This window comes from Citrobacter sp. RHBSTW-01013 (genome assembly GCF_013781985.1).
GTDB lineage: Bacteria > Pseudomonadota > Gammaproteobacteria > Enterobacterales > Enterobacteriaceae > Citrobacter > Citrobacter braakii.
In genome coordinates this window covers 2,850,305-2,864,881 of sequence record NZ_CP056185.1, presented here as the reverse complement: position 1 = coordinate 2,864,881, position 14,577 = coordinate 2,850,305, and the positions used below count along the sequence as shown (strand labels likewise).

Below are 14,577 nucleotides of genomic sequence, written 5' to 3'. Positions count from 1 at the left end.
CGTTATGGCTGCGCTGCCGGATAAAGAAAAGTTGTTGCGTAATTTTCTGCGTTGCGCTAATTGGGAAGAGAAATACCTGTACATTATTGAACTGGGTCAGCGTTTGCCGGAATTAAACGACGACGATCGTAATACGGAAAATAGCATCCAGGGCTGTCAAAGTCAGGTATGGATTGTCATGCGTCAGAATGCTGAAGGAATTATTGAATTACAGGGCGACAGCGATGCGGCAATTGTGAAAGGGCTTATCGCTGTCGTATTCATTTTATATGACCGCATGACCGCCCAGGATATTGTGAATTTTGATGTGCGTCCGTGGTTTGAAAAAATGGCGCTCGCACAGCATCTCACACCGTCTCGTTCACAAGGGCTGGAGGCGATGATTCGGGCTATTCGCACCAAAGCCGCAACTCTTAGCTAAACTGATAAAACACGTCAATTTTCAGCTCGACGTGAAAGAGTGAGGTAGTGCAACGCAGTGACTCGTAGGCCGGATCGGGCGCTCGACGCCGTCCGGCAGGAACGCCAGGGGGGTGAGTATGAAACGCGCGTCTGTTATTACGTTAATGCTAATCGGCGCTTACAGCGCTATTCAGGCCGCATGGGCGGTCGATTATCCTTTGCCTCAGGCGAACAGCCGTCTTGTTGGGCAAAATCAAACTTACACCGTGCAGGAAGGCGATAAAAACCTACAGGCGATTGCCCGTAAGTTTGATACCGCCGCAATGCTGATCCTTGAAGCCAATAATACTATTGCCCCCGTACCTAAACCCGGAACGCTGATTACTATTCCCTCGCAATTACTGCTACCGGATGCACCACGAGAAGGCATTATTGTGAATCTGGCGGAACTGCGTCTGTATTACTTCCCGCCGGGAGAGAATATTGTTCAGGTTTTCCCAATTGGTATCGGTTTGCAGGGGCTGGAAACGCCGGTAATGGAAACCCGGGTTGGGCAGAAAATCCCGAATCCGACCTGGACCCCTACAGCAGGCATCCGTAAACGCTCTTTGGAGCGCGGCATAACATTACCGCCGGTAGTGCCTGCCGGGCCAAATAACCCGTTAGGACGCTTTGCACTGCGTCTGGCGCATGGAAACGGTGAATATCTGATCCATGGCACCAGTGCGCCGGACAGCGTGGGACTGCGCGTAAGTTCTGGGTGTATTCGCATGAACGCGCCGGACATCAAAGCACTGTTTGCTCAGGTCCGCACAGGAACGCCTGTTCGGGTGATTAATGAGCCGATAAAATATTCGGTAGAGCCGAACGGAATGCGCTATGTCGAGGTGCACCGACCGCTGTCGCCGGAAGAGGAGCAAAACGTCCAGACCATGCCGTATGTGCTGCCAGCCGGTTTTACCCAGTTTAAAGACAATAAAGCCGTGGATAACAGTTTGGTGGAAAGAGCCTTGTATCGTCGTGCGGGCTATCCGGTCACCGTAACGGCCGGGCAAGCGTCGGTCGTAAGCAATGGCGCGGAAGTGAAGTCTGCACAGAATGGCGTGCCGGGAGAGGATGCAGAGGTGCGCGCTACGCAATAACAGGGAAGGGAAATTCAGAGCAAAAAAAATGGCGCACAATGTGCGCCATTTTTATTACACAGATACTATTACTTGCGGTATTTAGTAGCTGCGTTGTCCAGACGCTGGTTAGCGCGAGCTGCGTCATCTTTAGCAGCCTGAACGTCGGAACGCATTGCGTTCACGTCGTTGCTCAGCTGGTCAACTTTAGCGTTCAGAGTCTGAACGTCAGAAGACAGCTGATCGATTTTAGCGTTGCTGGAGCAACCTGCCAGCAGAGTAGAACCCAGGATTACCGCGCCCAGTACCAGTTTAGTACGATTCATTATTAATACCCTCTAGATTGAGTTAATCTCCATGTAGCGTTACAAGTATTACACAAAGTTTTTTATGTTGAGAATATTTTTTTGATGGGAATGCACTTATTTTTGATCGTTCGCTCAAAGAAGCATCGAATTGTGCAAAAACGGCTAAAAACCCGAGTGAAAACAGAAAGCTTCCATCGGATTCATCTTAGATAATCACGGATTAGATAGTGAAATCCGATTTGATTTTTTATTAATTGTAGCTATCGATAAAATTAAAAAAGCGCCACCAGGGCGCTTTTTTAAGCAAATTAATTCGCGTTGGAATTATTACAGCACGTGAACGGATGCCGTGTTGGTCGTGCCGCTCGGAACCAGCGCACCGGAAACCATCACCACAACGTCACCTTTCTGAGCCAGACCGCTTTCCAGAGCGACTTCTTTACCCAGACGATAGAAATCATCGGTAGAGCTGATTTCTTTAACCACCTGTGCAACTACGCCTTTACTCAGCACCAGCTGACGCGCGGTAGTTTCGTTGGTGGTCAGCGCCAGGATGGTGGCATCCGGGAAGTATTTACGTACTGCGCGAGCAGATTTACCGCCCTGGGTTGCTACAACGATCAGCGGAGCATCCAGTTTTTCTGCAGTTTCAACCGCGCCACGGCAAACGGCTTCGGTGATACGCAGTTTGCGGCTGTCGTTGTTGAAGTCCAGACGGCTGGTCATCACGCGGTCGGTACGCTCACAGATGGTTGCCATGATGGTAACGGCTTCCAGCGGGTATTTACCTTTTGCAGACTCGCCAGACAGCATGACTGCATCGGTACCGTCGAGGATGGCGTTCGCTACGTCACCGGCTTCAGCGCGGGTCGGACGCGGGTTTTTGATCATGGAGTCCAGCATCTGGGTCGCAGTGATAACGACTTTACGTGCACGGATACATTTTTCGATGATCATCTTCTGCGCGAAGATAACTTCTTCAACCGGGATCTCAACGCCCATGTCGCCACGAGCAACCATGATGCCGTCAGATGCTTCGAGGATTTCGTCGAAGTTGTTCAGGCCTTCCTGGTTTTCGATTTTGGAGATGATCTGGATGTTTTCGCCGCCGTGCGCTTTCAGGTGCTCACGGATTTCAACGACGTCAGAACGTTTACGGATAAAGGATGCTGCAACGAAGTCAACGCCTTGCTCGCAACCGAAGATCAGGTCCTGTTTGTCTTTTTCAGCCAGTGCTGGCAGCGCGATGGAAACGCCCGGCAGGTTAACGCCTTTGTTTTCGCCCAGGTCGCCGTTGTTCAGCACTTTACAGATAACTTTGTTACCTTCGATAGCGGTAACTTCCATGCCGATCAGACCATCGTCAACCAGAACGGTATTGCCGACGGACAGATCTTTAGTGAAGCCTTCATAAGTAACAGCAACGATTTCGTTGTTGCCGACAACGGATTTGTCGGTGGTGAAGGTGAAGGTCTGGCCCGCTTTCAGGGAAACGTCGTTACCGCCTTCCAGTTTGATGGTACGGATTTCCGGACCTTTGGTGTCGAGCAGGATTGCGGCTTTCTTGCCGGTTTTGCTCATGACGTTGCGCAAATTCTTGATGCGCTGACCGTGTTCTTCATAGTCCCCGTGGGAGAAGTTCAGACGCATGACGTTCATGCCCGCGTCCAGCATTTTGGTTAACATCTCTTCGGATTCGGTTTTCGGACCGATGGTGCAAACAATTTTCGTCTTTTTCATGACAGTCTTAGTCTTTAAGTTGAGAAGGATATGGAAATCTGGCTCCCGCCGCGCACGGACGGGAAGCTAAACCTGAGTTACGAAAGTTGTGATGCCTCGCACTAAGGATAGGTGACATCGAAAGAGCGTGCAGAGGAATGTGTGCTTGTGTTTCAGCCCAACGGGATGGTGAGTTTTGTAGTCGTTGAGTTTTACAGGTCAATGTGCTGAAACCATTCAAGAGACAATTGGCGCGCATTATACGCTGAAAATTATCAAAAAGGAAAATGGAAACAGCGTTTCAAAACACTTCTGTGCAGTTTTACAGAAAATATTCATTAATTTGTTTCCAGGTATGGATAAAGAGGTTATTCGCAGCAGCATTTGTTGCGCAACAAGGTGTAATTGTCATCCCAATCCCTGACTTTTTGTGTATAACGCCGACCAAACCGACATATTTCTAAAAGTTATATCAAATGCGTTTTAATTCATTTTAAAAGCCAATCTCACTGATTACACTCGTTTGGACATCCATACTGCTAAACAGCCAAAAGCGCTAGCAGCAGAACAATAAGCAGCAGCGGATACCTAAACGACATGATTGTCCTGAAAAATATTTCGAAAGTGTTTACGCCAGGCAGGCTTGCCATTACCGCTGTCGATAACGTCAACCTGACGGTTGAACAGGGACAGATTTACGGAATTATTGGTTACAGCGGGGCGGGGAAAAGCACCTTAATACGCTTACTTAATGGTCTGGAAAAACCGACTTCAGGCAGCGTAACGATTAACGGCCACGATATCTCTGCCGCCCGTGGGGAATCTTTACGTCAGGCGCGACTGAAAATCAGCATGGTGTTTCAACACTTCAATTTGCTGTGGTCACGAACGGTTAGTGAAAATATTGCGTTCTCTATGCAAATTGCTGGAGCACCAAAAGCATCAATTAAAGCGCGAGTTGCTGAACTGATTTCGCTGGTGGGGCTGAGCGGTCGTGAAAATGCATATCCGTCCCAGCTTAGCGGTGGGCAAAAACAGCGGGTAGGAATTGCCCGTGCGCTGGCGAACAATCCTGACGTTCTGCTGTGTGATGAAGCCACCTCGGCGCTGGATCCGCAAACTACCGATCAGATCCTCGATTTGCTGCTCGATATTAATCGCCGCTTCAAATTAACCATTGTGCTGATCACGCATGAAATGCACGTGGTACGCAAAATCTGCGATCGCGTCGCGGTAATGGAAAACGGCAGGGTCGTTGAGGAAGGCGACGTGCTCAACGTCTTTACCCATCCGCAGCAGCCGATCACCCGACAGTTCGTTCGTCAGGTGAGTCAGTACACCGAAGAAGACGAGTTTAACCCACAGTTGGCCCGCGAGCTGGGCGGTGTGGTGATCAAGCTAACGTTTACCGGGCAACGTACGCATCGGCCTGTGGTTGGCGAATTGACCCTGCGCTATGGCCTGCCGTTTAACATTTTACACGGCAAGATGACGCAAACCGCGCACGGTGTGTTTGGTCAGCTTTGGGTGCACGTTGTGGCCTCTGAGGAACAATTGAACAATATTTTGGCCGATCTGCGCCAGAGCGACATTGAAGGCGAGGTGATCAACCATGGCTGAAGAACTGTTTCCTCATCTGAAGTGGGAGCAACTGCTGGCAGCAACCCAGGAAACGCTCTACATGACGGTCCTTTCTGGTGCGGCGACCTTTGTCCTGGGCGTTGCACTTGGTCTGGCGCTGTTCCTGACCGCACGCGGCGGACTGTTTCACAATCGCACGGTGTATAGCGTTATTTCGCTGGTGGTGAATATCTTTCGTTCCATCCCGTTCATCATTCTGATCGTGCTGCTGATCCCGTTTACCAAAGCGATGGTTGGCACCATTCTCGGCGCTAATGCCGCGTTGCCTGCGCTGATCGTAGGGGCCGCACCGTTTTATGCGCGTCTGGTCGAAATTGCCCTGCGTGAAGTCGACAAAGGGGTTATTGAGGCGACGCGTTCGATGGGCGCACGGCTAAGCACGCTTATTTTTCGGGTTTTACTGCCGGAATCCTCTCCTGCTCTGGTGTCCGGGATCACCGTGACGCTGATTGCGCTGGTCAGCTACAGCGCGATGGCAGGGGTGATTGGTGCCGGTGGTTTAGGGAATTTGGCCTATCTGGAAGGATTCCAGCGCAACCACAGCGACGTCACGCTGGTGGCGACGGTGACGATTTTGCTCATTGTCTTCATCATCCAGCTTTGCGGCGATGTGATCACCTCTCTGTTAGATAAACGCTAATAAAATACGGAAACCATTATCATGAAAAAATCACTGACGTTACTCGCCGCAGCAACCTTAAGCGCCCTGAGCTTTGCCTCCTGGGCTGATACTCTGACCGTTGGCGCCTCTAACGTGCCGCACGCGGAGATCCTTGAGCAGGCTAAGCCTATTCTGGCAAAGCAGGGGATCGATTTAGAGATTAAACCGTTCCAGGATTACATTCTGCCCAACACCGCGCTGGCTGGCCGTGAGATTGACGCTAACTACTTCCAGCATATTCCGTACCTGAACAGCGTGATTAAAGATCATGCGGGCGATAAAACCTATGATTTTGTCAGCGCCGGAGCGATTCACATTGAGCCAATTGGGATCTATTCGAAAAAAGTGAAATCGCTTAAAGATCTGCCGGAAGGCGGCAAGGTCATCATGCGCGATGCGGTATCTGAAGAAGGCCGTATTCTGTCGATTTTCGAAAAAGAGGGCGTAATCAAGCTGAAGCCGGGCGTGGATAAAGTCACCGCGCGCATTAGCGATATCGTCGAGAACCCGAAAAAACTGAAGTTCCTGCCTAACGTGGAAGCCGCGCTGTTACCGCAGATGTATAACAACGACGAAGGCGATGCGGTGGTGATTAACGCCAACTACGCCATCGACGCCGGGCTGGATCCGGTGAAAGATCCTATCGCCGTCGAAAGTGGTGAAAACAACCCGTATGCCAACATCATTACCGTGCATCGTGGCGACGAGAAGAAAAAAGATATCGTGGCGCTGGTTGATGTCCTGCACTCAAAAGAGATCCAGGACTGGATCCGCACTAAATATAAAGGTGCGGTGATCCCGGTAAATAACTGATCCGCTGGCATTGCCTTATCCGGCCTACGACGTTCTGTAGGCCGGATAAAACGCGTTGGCGTGGCCATCCGGCGTTAGAGTTTCACTCGCTCAATCCTCGCTGGCAACCCCTGGCGCACCGCTGCACCTGACACCCAGTCAAGGCAGGTATTGGCTACCTGCCGGGTAGGATCCGCAAAGCCCAAATCGTTGAGATTAATCCCCGACCTTATTTGTGCGTCAAACGCCATCGGCTTGCCGTCGAGCGTATGCTGCGCCGCGCCCATTTCTTTATGCCCATAACCGTGTTCAATGGCGATCACGCCCGGCATCACGCCATTAAGCAGGCTTATCTGCGCCTGCGCCTGACCGCCAGGCGTGGTGATACGCACCATATCGCCGTGCGCTAAACCATATCGTTGACCATCCTGCGGATGAAGCGCCACCAGATTAACCGGCTTCAGATGATGCAAACGTGGGATCACCGCCGTGGCGCTGGACATGGTATTGGATTTAAAAGAAATCAGTTTCAGCGGCCACTCTTGTTCCGGGAACAACTCCTCGACCGCACGCCCATCTGACAGGCGTGAAGGATACCAGGCCGGGCAGCCGCTGTAGCGCTCGCCGGTAATTGCATGGCGGTGCGCGGCGACGTCGGCATTCCAGATTTGTAGCGGTTTTTCCCACGCATTGCCTATCCGATTCTCAACCCGCCCGCTGTTGTCTGGCGCAAAACGCCCACCGCGGGAGTAGATAAACGCCACCCGGCTGATTTCATCGGCTTTCAGCGTTTGGGTCATCACAGGCACGATCCGCTGTACCCCAGTCAACGCCAGGTCTTCCGGTTGCGCTTCAGCGACCGGCGCTTTGCCCATAAACGCAATATTGGCGGCGAGTCGCAGGTAGTAATCTTCCGCACGATTCAACGGATAGTGATTGCCCTGCGGATCGGTAATCGCATTGTCACCAAATCCGGGTAGCCCGATGCGTTTTGCCACTGCGATACAGAAAGATTCCATCGAGGCGGGTTGACCATCAGCGGTACTGCTGGTTGCCGCTGTCACTACCGGCCAACGCGCGGTGGTGGCTTTACTGGCAACGCCGGCCCACGGGGCGCTGAATCCCCAACTTTCGAAGTTGTGGGTATCCGGCACGATGTAATCGGCCAGCGCCGTGGTTTCGTTCATAAAGGCGTCAATAGCGATAAACAGCGGCAGACGCGCAGGATCCTTGAGCTTTTCTTCCGCCACGCCGCGCAACCCTGCGATGCCGTAGAACGGGTTGGTCATGTTGGAGATCCAGGCTTTCAGTGGATAAGGGTAGCCTTCCAGCGCCGAGACGAGGAGTTCGGTAAGCTGGCCTGCGACAAACGGATACCACGGGGCTTTGGCCGGGAAGGGCGATTGTCCGGCCGCCACCTTATTGCGATACTCTTCGGAAGACTCATAAGCAGTTTTACTGCGCGCGATGCTTAATCCTTTTGGTTTTACCTTCCCGGCGAAGCTGTCCATGTTGTAGCGCGGACCGTCGGTGGCGCCATTGAACTTGCCGCCGCCGACAAATACGCCGCCTTCAAGACTGAGATTGCCAATCAGCGCATTGAGCATCATCACCGACCAGGCGTTATAAAATCCATTGCCTGCCATCATTCCACCGTGCGTAATCACCGCTGCCTGGCGGCCATGGCGGGTAAACGCGTCGGCCAGGGCGCCAATGTCAGCTTCAGACACGCCGCATTGCTGGCTGTACTGCGTCAGCGTTAGTTTCCCGGCGGACTCTTTCAGACACTGGAAGCTGCTTTTTACCGTCACCGTCTGACCGTCTGCCAGCGTGACCTGGCGGGTGACGAACAGCTGCGCGCGTGGGCAACTGCTGGCGGCGACAATTTCGCCGGCCTCGTTAATGACCACCGGCTCCTGGGCGGCGTTTGCACTCAGGTGCGCGAGGGTTAAATGCTGTCCGGAAAGGGTTGGAAGCTCATCGGTAATCACCAGATGTGTGGCGTTAGTCCAGCTTTTTTCCCCGGCCTGCTGCATGGCCTGTACGCCGGGAATGGTGAGATAATCGGCGTTATAACGCTGTTTTTCGATAATCCAACGGATCATCCCCATCGCCAGCGCGGAGTCACTTCCCGGTCGTACAGGCTGCCAGTGGCCGCGATTGTCAGCCTGCACCGTGGTCAATGGCAGGGCCGGTGCCACCACCACGTAACGGAAGTCGTCGCGTAAACGGGCGCTGGCCAGTTGGCGAGCCTGGCGCTTAAACGGGTTACCGGATTGCGCCGGAGACGTTCCCATAAATAGCGCGAATTTGACATTGTCCCAGTCGGGCTTCACATGGGTATTTTTATCCAGATCGCCCATTAACGCACCGGAACCGGCCCGGTATGCCAGACCACAGTAAGCGCCATGAGCGCCGAAGTTTTTACTGCCAAAACTATTTAATGCAAAGCGGCGCAAAAATGTATCACGTCCTTCATCGCTGGTATTGGTGACCAGCAGTTGATTGGATTTAGGGCCAAAGCCGGGATGCCTGGCATCAAGCGGTGTGTTGGTGTCATGGATTGCCCGCAAGCCGTCAACGTGGCCTTCACCAAACAAGTCGCCGCCTTCCACCACCTCTTTGATCAGCTGTTCAAAGCTGATGCTCTGCCATTTTCCCTCACCGCGTTTGCCGACACGTTTCATGGGCTGGAGAATGCGTAACGGGCTGTATAAACCTTCAAGTAAGGTTGCGCCACGGGCGCAGGCCGTGGAACGAGCGTCAAGACCCGTTTCGCCCGCCAGTTGTTCCATTGCGGTGGTAAAGGGGACGGAGGCGTCAATATGGTGCTCGTGAGACAATGGGTGATAGGGGTTGCCCGCAATGCGCAACACTTTGCCTTGTTCGCTGTCAACGCGCACCCGCACGCCACACTGCGTCCAGCAGCCGAAGCACTGCGTCATGGAGATAACCTGCTGCGGGTTCTGCTGCCAGCGCGGCTGGGCATTGGCTTCGGGGATGAGGGCGTTACCAAAGATGCGGTCTCGGGTAATTTTGCCCGAGGAGCCGTCCAGCAAACCGTCTATCGCGCGCTTTGCCACATCCCGATAACTCAGGCCAAAAGTCACCATACCACCTACGGCAAGGCCTACTTTAAGCCACTGACGACGGGTTAAATTAGCCATGTTGCATTCTCCTTGCGATCGCGTTCAGGGCTTCACGAACAATAATGATCAGTGCTATCCACAGGCCGAAGGTGCCCACAATGGCCAGCCAGCCATCGGTACCACCGGGCAGGGTATAAGGATTAAACAGCGCGTTAAATTTCGGTACGGTCTGCACCTGGATAAGTAATGTCCAGCGCATCAGCCAGCACAGCGCCATCGCGCTAAATGCAAGTAATATGCGCAGCGGCAGCGATAAGGGGTTACGGAGCACCAGCCCGCACAGGACAAGCGAAACAAGCCATAGCGCAACCCAACCGATAGCGTAGTGTCGTGCTAACGGGGCAACGTTCAGCCATTGGCGAATAGCCGAACCGGAAAGCGTATTGCCGCTCACCCATATCACCACGACCAAAGCCAGTACCATCAGGGTGACTGTCTGCCCCCACGCCAGTTTGCGGGCCAATGTTCCCTCGCGTTTTGCCGCGGCGATGAGCAGGGCGAGAAACGTTTGCAGCGCGCTGAGGAACATCGCAACCGGAAAGGCGTAGCTGAACCAGACGGGACGCGCCTGCACTACCGACACTTCGCGGCCGGTGTATACCAGCAACCCGATGGCTGACAAGGCGCTACCTATCGCCAGCCACTTAGTGACGCTGTAACTTTTAAGCGTTAACCGTTTAACATGCTGCGCCAGAAACCACAGACCTAAGAAGCCGGTAAAGAGCGGTAAGAACAGCGCGCCCCAGGGCATCCAGGACCACGGCGTCGGCCAGGCGTAGAAATGCCAGACGCGGGCGGTTTGGTGTAAGTCAGCGGTCAGCGCCAGCGGCGCGGTAATCGCGCAGGTCAGGGCGATTAACAGCGTCAGGTTTTCCAGTTCCGGCATCTCTTGTTTACGCCAGTGAAGTACGCAGGCGAACAGCGCGGCGCAGGCGGCAATGCCGATGAAAAAGAAATATTGTACTGCCCAGGGTAACCAGCTTACGTCCTGGGGATGGGCCAGAACCTCTTCAATAACCAGTGAATGGCTCATTTAAACCTCCTGCCAGAGAGCGGGTTGAGCACGTCCCATCAACGGGGTTACAAACACTTCGTCCAGACCCAGATAGAACACGTGCGGTGATGTCCCGTTTTCCGGTTTCAGGACTTTGATGGCGTCATGGTGTTCACGCAGCATTTGAGAAATCCGGCTGTGCGGATCTTTGATATCGCCTATGATGCGCGCGCCGCCGACGCAGGATTCCACGCAGGCCGGGAGCAGGCCAGCTTCGAGGCGATGAACGCAAAAGGTACATTTATCGGCGGTTTGTGTTTCATGGTTGATGAACCGCGCATCATAAGGGCAGGCCTGCACGCAGTAGGCGCAGCCCACGCAGCGCGTGTTGTCGACCACCACAATGCCGTCTTCGCGTTGGAAGGTAGCCTGTACCGGGCAAACGGGCACGCAGGGAGGATTATCACAATGGTTGCACAGCCGCGGCAGCAGGACGTTGGTGACGCTCTGCTGACCTTCAATCTGCACCTGGTACTGGTTAACGAGGGTGCGAAATTCACCCTGCGGCGTCTGGTTTTCAATGGCGCAACTGACAGTACAGGCCTGGCAGCCGATACAGCGTCGCAGGTCAACCAGCATGGCGTAGCGATGCTGAAGTGAGCCTTCATGGCGTTCAGGCGAGAAGGGAAATTGCGCCTGAGCCAAGGGTACCAGTGATGCGCCAGCGGTCAGGACGCCCAGTTGTTGGAGAAACTGCCGTTTACTGCTGTCCATATTTTCTCCCGTCACGATGCAACAACGAAACATTGGTCACGCCGTTGGTTTGCGTGTGATGAATAAAGAATCTTGATGATTTACAGTGTAAAAATCGTGACGGGGGGTACTCTATTGTGGTTAACCACATACCCGGCTTGTTGTTGATCTAAAACAACATAATTGACAGGGATAATTGAGTGGGACGCAACGTAGCAAAATGTCTGACGGTGCTGGTGTCGCTATGGATGCTAAGCGGTGTGGTCAGGGCTCAGACATGGAACATTGGCGTTTTGGCGATGCGTGGGGAGGTCTCCACACGTAATCACTGGCAGCCGCTGGAAACCCTGTTGAATCAGCAAATTCCCGGCGAACAGTTTCATATTCAACCTCTGGACCTGCGGCAGATGCAGGAGGCGGTGAATCGTGGAACGGTACAATTTGTGGTCACTAATCCGGCGCAATTTGTTCAACTAAACAGCCGCGCTGCGCTACGCTGGCTGGCGTCACTCCGTTCTACTCGCGGGGGGAAAGCCACCAGTAATGTGATTGGCAGCGCGATCCTCGTCAGGCGCGATAGCGGGATAACCTCCGCACACGATCTGATCGGCAAAACGGTGGGTGCCATTGATGCTCAGGCATTTGGCGGCTATTTGCTGGGATATAAAGCGCTCAGCGATGCCGGCCTGCGCCCGGAGCGCGATTTGCGCCTGACGTTTACCGGATTTCCCGCCGATGCCTTACTCTATTTATTACGCGAAAAAGCCGTGCAGGCGGTGATTGTGCCGGTGTGCCTGCTGGAAAAAATGGACGAAGAAGGGCTTATTCGTAAAACAGATTTTACGGCCGTGCTTAACCATCCAACGTCGATACCCTGTTTAACCAGTACGCCGCTCTATCCTGACTGGTCATTTGCGGCACTGCCTGCGGTAAGCGACGAGCTGGCCGATCGCGTCACGCGGGCTCTGTTCAACGCGCCGCAAAACGCGACGTTTCGCTGGGGGGCGCCCGCCTCGACCCGCGAAGTGGAAGCGTTGCTGCGCGATGTCCGCCAGCATCCGCAGCAGCGCCAGCTGTGGCTGGATGTCAAAAGCTGGTTTATTCAACATCGGCTGGCGATGGGGGCCGCGGCTCTCGTACTGTTGTTGCTGACGCTCAATTACATCTGGGTGATGCTGCTGGTCCGCCGACGCGGCAGGCAGTTGGAGCGAAACAACGTATTGTTGCGCAAACAGGAACAGGAGCTGGAAACCGCTCGCCAAATGAGCGTGCTTGGCGAGATGACGTCGGGTTTTGCCCACGAGCTCAATCAGCCGCTATCGGCTATCCGTCATTATGCGCAGGGCTGTCTGATCCGCCTGCGTAGTCAGGATCAACAGCATCTGCTGCTGCCCGCGCTGGAACACATTGATACCCAGGCGCAGCGGGGGGCTGATACGCTGCACAATCTTCGCCAGTGGGTCAGCCAGGCACAGGGCAATCCGGTGATGACCGATGACTGGCAAGTTGTTAACGTTCACGATGCTATCCATCACGTCTGGCAATTATTACGCATGCCCCAGCAATTTCCGGCGGTAGCGCTGCAAACGCAGATCGGTAAGGCGTTAACATTAACGTTGCCAAGTGTTCTCCTCGAACAGGTACTGGCCAATGTGGTTCTCAACGCCGCTCAGGCGGGGGCAACCACCGTGTGGTTTTGCGCTCAGCGTGAGGATGGTGATGTGAGTATTCAGGTGCAGGATAACGCCGGAGGTATTGATGAGGTGCAGCTGTACCAGGCTTTTCAGCCGTTTATGACCACCCGTAAAGAGGGCATGGGGCTGGGGCTAGCCATTTGCCAGCGGCTGGTGCGCTACGCAAACGGAGACATTGAGATCAAAAATCATCAGGCTCCAGATGAAAAAGCGGGCGTTGTAGTGACATTACATTTTAAGCAAAATCCGGAGGGAGGCCGTCGTGGCAATCATTCATCTGCTGGATGACGATATTGCCGTCACCCAGGCTTGCGCGTTTTTACTGGAAAGTCTGGGATATGAGGTGTGTTGCTGGAAGCAAGGCGAAACATTCCTCTCCGAGGCAAATCTGCACCAGGTGGGCGTACTTTTGCTGGATATGCGTATGCCTGTACTGGATGGGCATGCTGTGCATGAAGCCATGCGCCAGCGTGAGAGTACGCTGGCGGTGGTATTTCTCACCGGGCATGGCGATGTGCCGATGGCGGTTGAGCAAATGAAACGCGGTGCGGTCGATTTTTTGCAAAAGCCGGTTTCCGCCGCGCCTCTGCAAGCGGCGTTAGAGCATGCAGTGCAGATTTCTCACGCCGCCTTTTCGCGACAAGAGATCGTGGTTTGCTATCAGCAGCTTACGCCAAAGGAGCGAGAGCTGGCGCGACTGGTAGCAAAAGGGTTAATGAATCGGGAAATTGCTGATGCCATGAATATTGCCGTGCGCACGGTTGAGGTTCATCGGGCGCGGGTGATGGAAAAAATGCAGGCGGGGAGTCTTGCTGAACTGGTTAATCGACTGCAGAGGATTCAGTAAATTTATGACATTTATTTGATTTTCATTGAATTTTGTCTAATCCGTCAGACTGATATATGCTGTTGGTTTGAGTTAATGACGAGCGGGAAAAAATGGGAAATCAGACCAAAGACGATGAGTTGTACCGTGAAATGTGCAGAGTAGTCGGTAAAGTAGTGCTGGAAATGCGCGATCTGGGACAAGAGCCTAAGCATATCGTCATTGCGGGAGTACTGAGAACCACCCTCGCCAACCAGCGCGTGAAGCGCAGCGAGTTAGAAAAACAGGCTATTGAGACCGTAATTAAAGCATTAGCCGGTTAATCCACAAAAAGAGGATGGTGGTCTCGTTCGCCGTCCTTTTATTCTCGTCACGTTAATTTATCAATATATATAATTTAGTGCTGCAATTAGAAGAGTAACCTTCGTTGTATATTGAGTTATATTCCGAATGATATATTAAAATATATATGCGAGTAGAGTCACAAATATTTGCAAAGCATGTGAAATATTATTTC

Annotated in this window: 13 protein-coding genes; 8 read left to right on the top strand and 5 right to left on the bottom strand. The window is 53.2% G+C overall.

Annotated features, from left to right (window positions below):
• Positions 1–4: 4 nt before the first annotated feature.
• Positions 5–421 carry a cysteine desulfuration protein SufE gene (gene sufE, locus HV350_RS13860; RefSeq protein ID WP_016152910.1) on the top strand — a complete coding sequence of 139 codons (417 nt, stop codon included), beginning with the start codon at positions 5–7 and terminating at the stop codon, positions 419–421.
• Positions 422–539: 118 nt separating this feature from the next.
• Positions 540–1,544, top strand: a complete 1,005-nt coding sequence (locus HV350_RS13855; RefSeq protein WP_181628730.1) for a L,D-transpeptidase family protein — start codon at positions 540–542, stop codon at positions 1,542–1,544.
• 68 nt (positions 1,545–1,612) lie between these two features.
• Here the strand turns inward: HV350_RS13855 and lpp are convergent, their stop codons facing one another.
• Positions 1,613–1,849 (bottom strand): murein lipoprotein Lpp, encoded by a 237-nt coding sequence (gene lpp / locus HV350_RS13850; protein WP_003029373.1) that lies wholly within the window; start codon positions 1,847–1,849, stop codon positions 1,613–1,615.
• 309 nt (positions 1,850–2,158) lie between these two features.
• Complete coding sequence (pykF, locus tag HV350_RS13845) at positions 2,159–3,571, bottom strand: pyruvate kinase PykF (RefSeq protein ID WP_016152912.1); 1,413 nt, start codon at positions 3,569–3,571, stop codon at positions 2,159–2,161.
• A gap of 576 nt (positions 3,572–4,147) precedes the next feature.
• On the opposite strand from pykF, the gene HV350_RS13840 reads away from it, so the two are divergent.
• Genes HV350_RS13840 through HV350_RS13830 form a run of 3 tightly spaced genes read left to right on the top strand, consistent with a single transcriptional unit; the run spans position 4,148 to position 6,665 of the window.
• Positions 4,148–5,170: an ATP-binding cassette domain-containing protein gene (locus HV350_RS13840; protein WP_016156371.1), complete on the top strand. Its 1,023-nt coding sequence runs from the start codon at positions 4,148–4,150 to the stop codon at positions 5,168–5,170.
• Entirely contained in the window at positions 5,163–5,831 is a 669-nt protein-coding gene (locus tag HV350_RS13835) for a methionine ABC transporter permease (protein ID WP_181628729.1), read from the top strand. Before HV350_RS13840 ends, HV350_RS13835 begins: the two co-directional genes overlap by 8 nt.
• 21 nt (positions 5,832–5,852) lie before the next feature.
• Positions 5,853–6,665, top strand: coding sequence for a MetQ/NlpA family ABC transporter substrate-binding protein (locus HV350_RS13830; protein WP_003029358.1), 813 nt, complete (start codon positions 5,853–5,855; stop codon positions 6,663–6,665).
• Positions 6,666–6,739: 74 nt separating this feature from the next.
• Here HV350_RS13830 and ttrA read toward each other — a convergent pair whose 3' ends face one another.
• The 3 genes from ttrA to ttrB are packed head-to-tail and all read right to left on the bottom strand — an operon-like array spanning position 6,740 to position 11,561.
• On the bottom strand, positions 6,740–9,811 hold the full coding sequence (gene ttrA, locus HV350_RS13825) for a tetrathionate reductase subunit TtrA (RefSeq protein WP_181628727.1): 3,072 nt from the start codon (positions 9,809–9,811) through the stop codon (positions 6,740–6,742).
• Positions 9,804–10,826, bottom strand: a complete 1,023-nt coding sequence (gene ttrC, locus HV350_RS13820) for a tetrathionate reductase subunit TtrC (protein WP_181628726.1) — start codon at positions 10,824–10,826, stop codon at positions 9,804–9,806. Before ttrC ends, ttrA begins: the two co-directional genes overlap by 8 nt.
• A complete protein-coding gene (gene ttrB / locus HV350_RS13815; protein ID WP_250153375.1) occupies positions 10,827–11,561 on the bottom strand; it encodes a tetrathionate reductase subunit TtrB in 735 nt (244 codons plus the stop codon).
• 227 nt (positions 11,562–11,788) lie between these two features.
• On the opposite strand from ttrB, the gene ttrS reads away from it, so the two are divergent.
• From ttrS to fumD, 3 genes are all read left to right on the top strand, one after another.
• Positions 11,789–13,522: a tetrathionate respiration histidine kinase TtrS gene (gene ttrS / locus HV350_RS13810; RefSeq protein WP_225622913.1), complete on the top strand. Its 1,734-nt coding sequence runs from the start codon at positions 11,789–11,791 to the stop codon at positions 13,520–13,522.
• Positions 13,497–14,081 (top strand): tetrathionate respiration response regulator TtrR, encoded by a 585-nt coding sequence (gene ttrR, locus HV350_RS13805; protein WP_181628723.1) that lies wholly within the window; start codon positions 13,497–13,499, stop codon positions 14,079–14,081. Before ttrS ends, ttrR begins: the two co-directional genes overlap by 26 nt.
• Positions 14,082–14,173: 92 nt before the next feature.
• A complete protein-coding gene (fumD, locus tag HV350_RS13800; RefSeq protein ID WP_003029345.1) occupies positions 14,174–14,383 on the top strand; it encodes a fumarate hydratase FumD in 210 nt (69 codons plus the stop codon).
• Positions 14,384–14,577: the final 194 nt, after the last annotated feature.

Excerpts from the sequence above, each read along its gene's own strand:
- ttrC (WP_181628726.1), bottom strand. The coding sequence starts at position 10,826 with ATGAGCCATTCACTGGTTATTGAAGAGGTTCTGGCCCATCCCCAGGAC.
- fumD (WP_003029345.1), top strand. The coding sequence starts at position 14,174 with ATGGGAAATCAGACCAAAGACGATGAGTTGTACCGTGAAATGTGCAGA.
- sufE (WP_016152910.1), top strand. The coding sequence starts at position 5 with ATGGCTGCGCTGCCGGATAAAGAAAAGTTGTTGCGTAATTTTCTGCGT.
- HV350_RS13835 (WP_181628729.1), top strand. The coding sequence starts at position 5,163 with ATGGCTGAAGAACTGTTTCCTCATCTGAAGTGGGAGCAACTGCTGGCA.
- HV350_RS13830 (WP_003029358.1), top strand. The coding sequence starts at position 5,853 with ATGAAAAAATCACTGACGTTACTCGCCGCAGCAACCTTAAGCGCCCTG.
- pykF (WP_016152912.1), bottom strand. The coding sequence starts at position 3,571 with ATGAAAAAGACGAAAATTGTTTGCACCATCGGTCCGAAAACCGAATCC.
- ttrA (WP_181628727.1), bottom strand. The coding sequence starts at position 9,811 with ATGGCTAATTTAACCCGTCGTCAGTGGCTTAAAGTAGGCCTTGCCGTA.
- HV350_RS13840 (WP_016156371.1), top strand. The coding sequence starts at position 4,148 with ATGATTGTCCTGAAAAATATTTCGAAAGTGTTTACGCCAGGCAGGCTT.
- ttrB (WP_250153375.1), bottom strand. The coding sequence starts at position 11,561 with ATGGACAGCAGTAAACGGCAGTTTCTCCAACAACTGGGCGTCCTGACC.
- lpp (WP_003029373.1), bottom strand. The coding sequence starts at position 1,849 with ATGAATCGTACTAAACTGGTACTGGGCGCGGTAATCCTGGGTTCTACT.
- HV350_RS13855 (WP_181628730.1), top strand. The coding sequence starts at position 540 with ATGAAACGCGCGTCTGTTATTACGTTAATGCTAATCGGCGCTTACAGC.
- ttrS (WP_225622913.1), top strand. The coding sequence starts at position 11,789 with ATGCTAAGCGGTGTGGTCAGGGCTCAGACATGGAACATTGGCGTTTTG.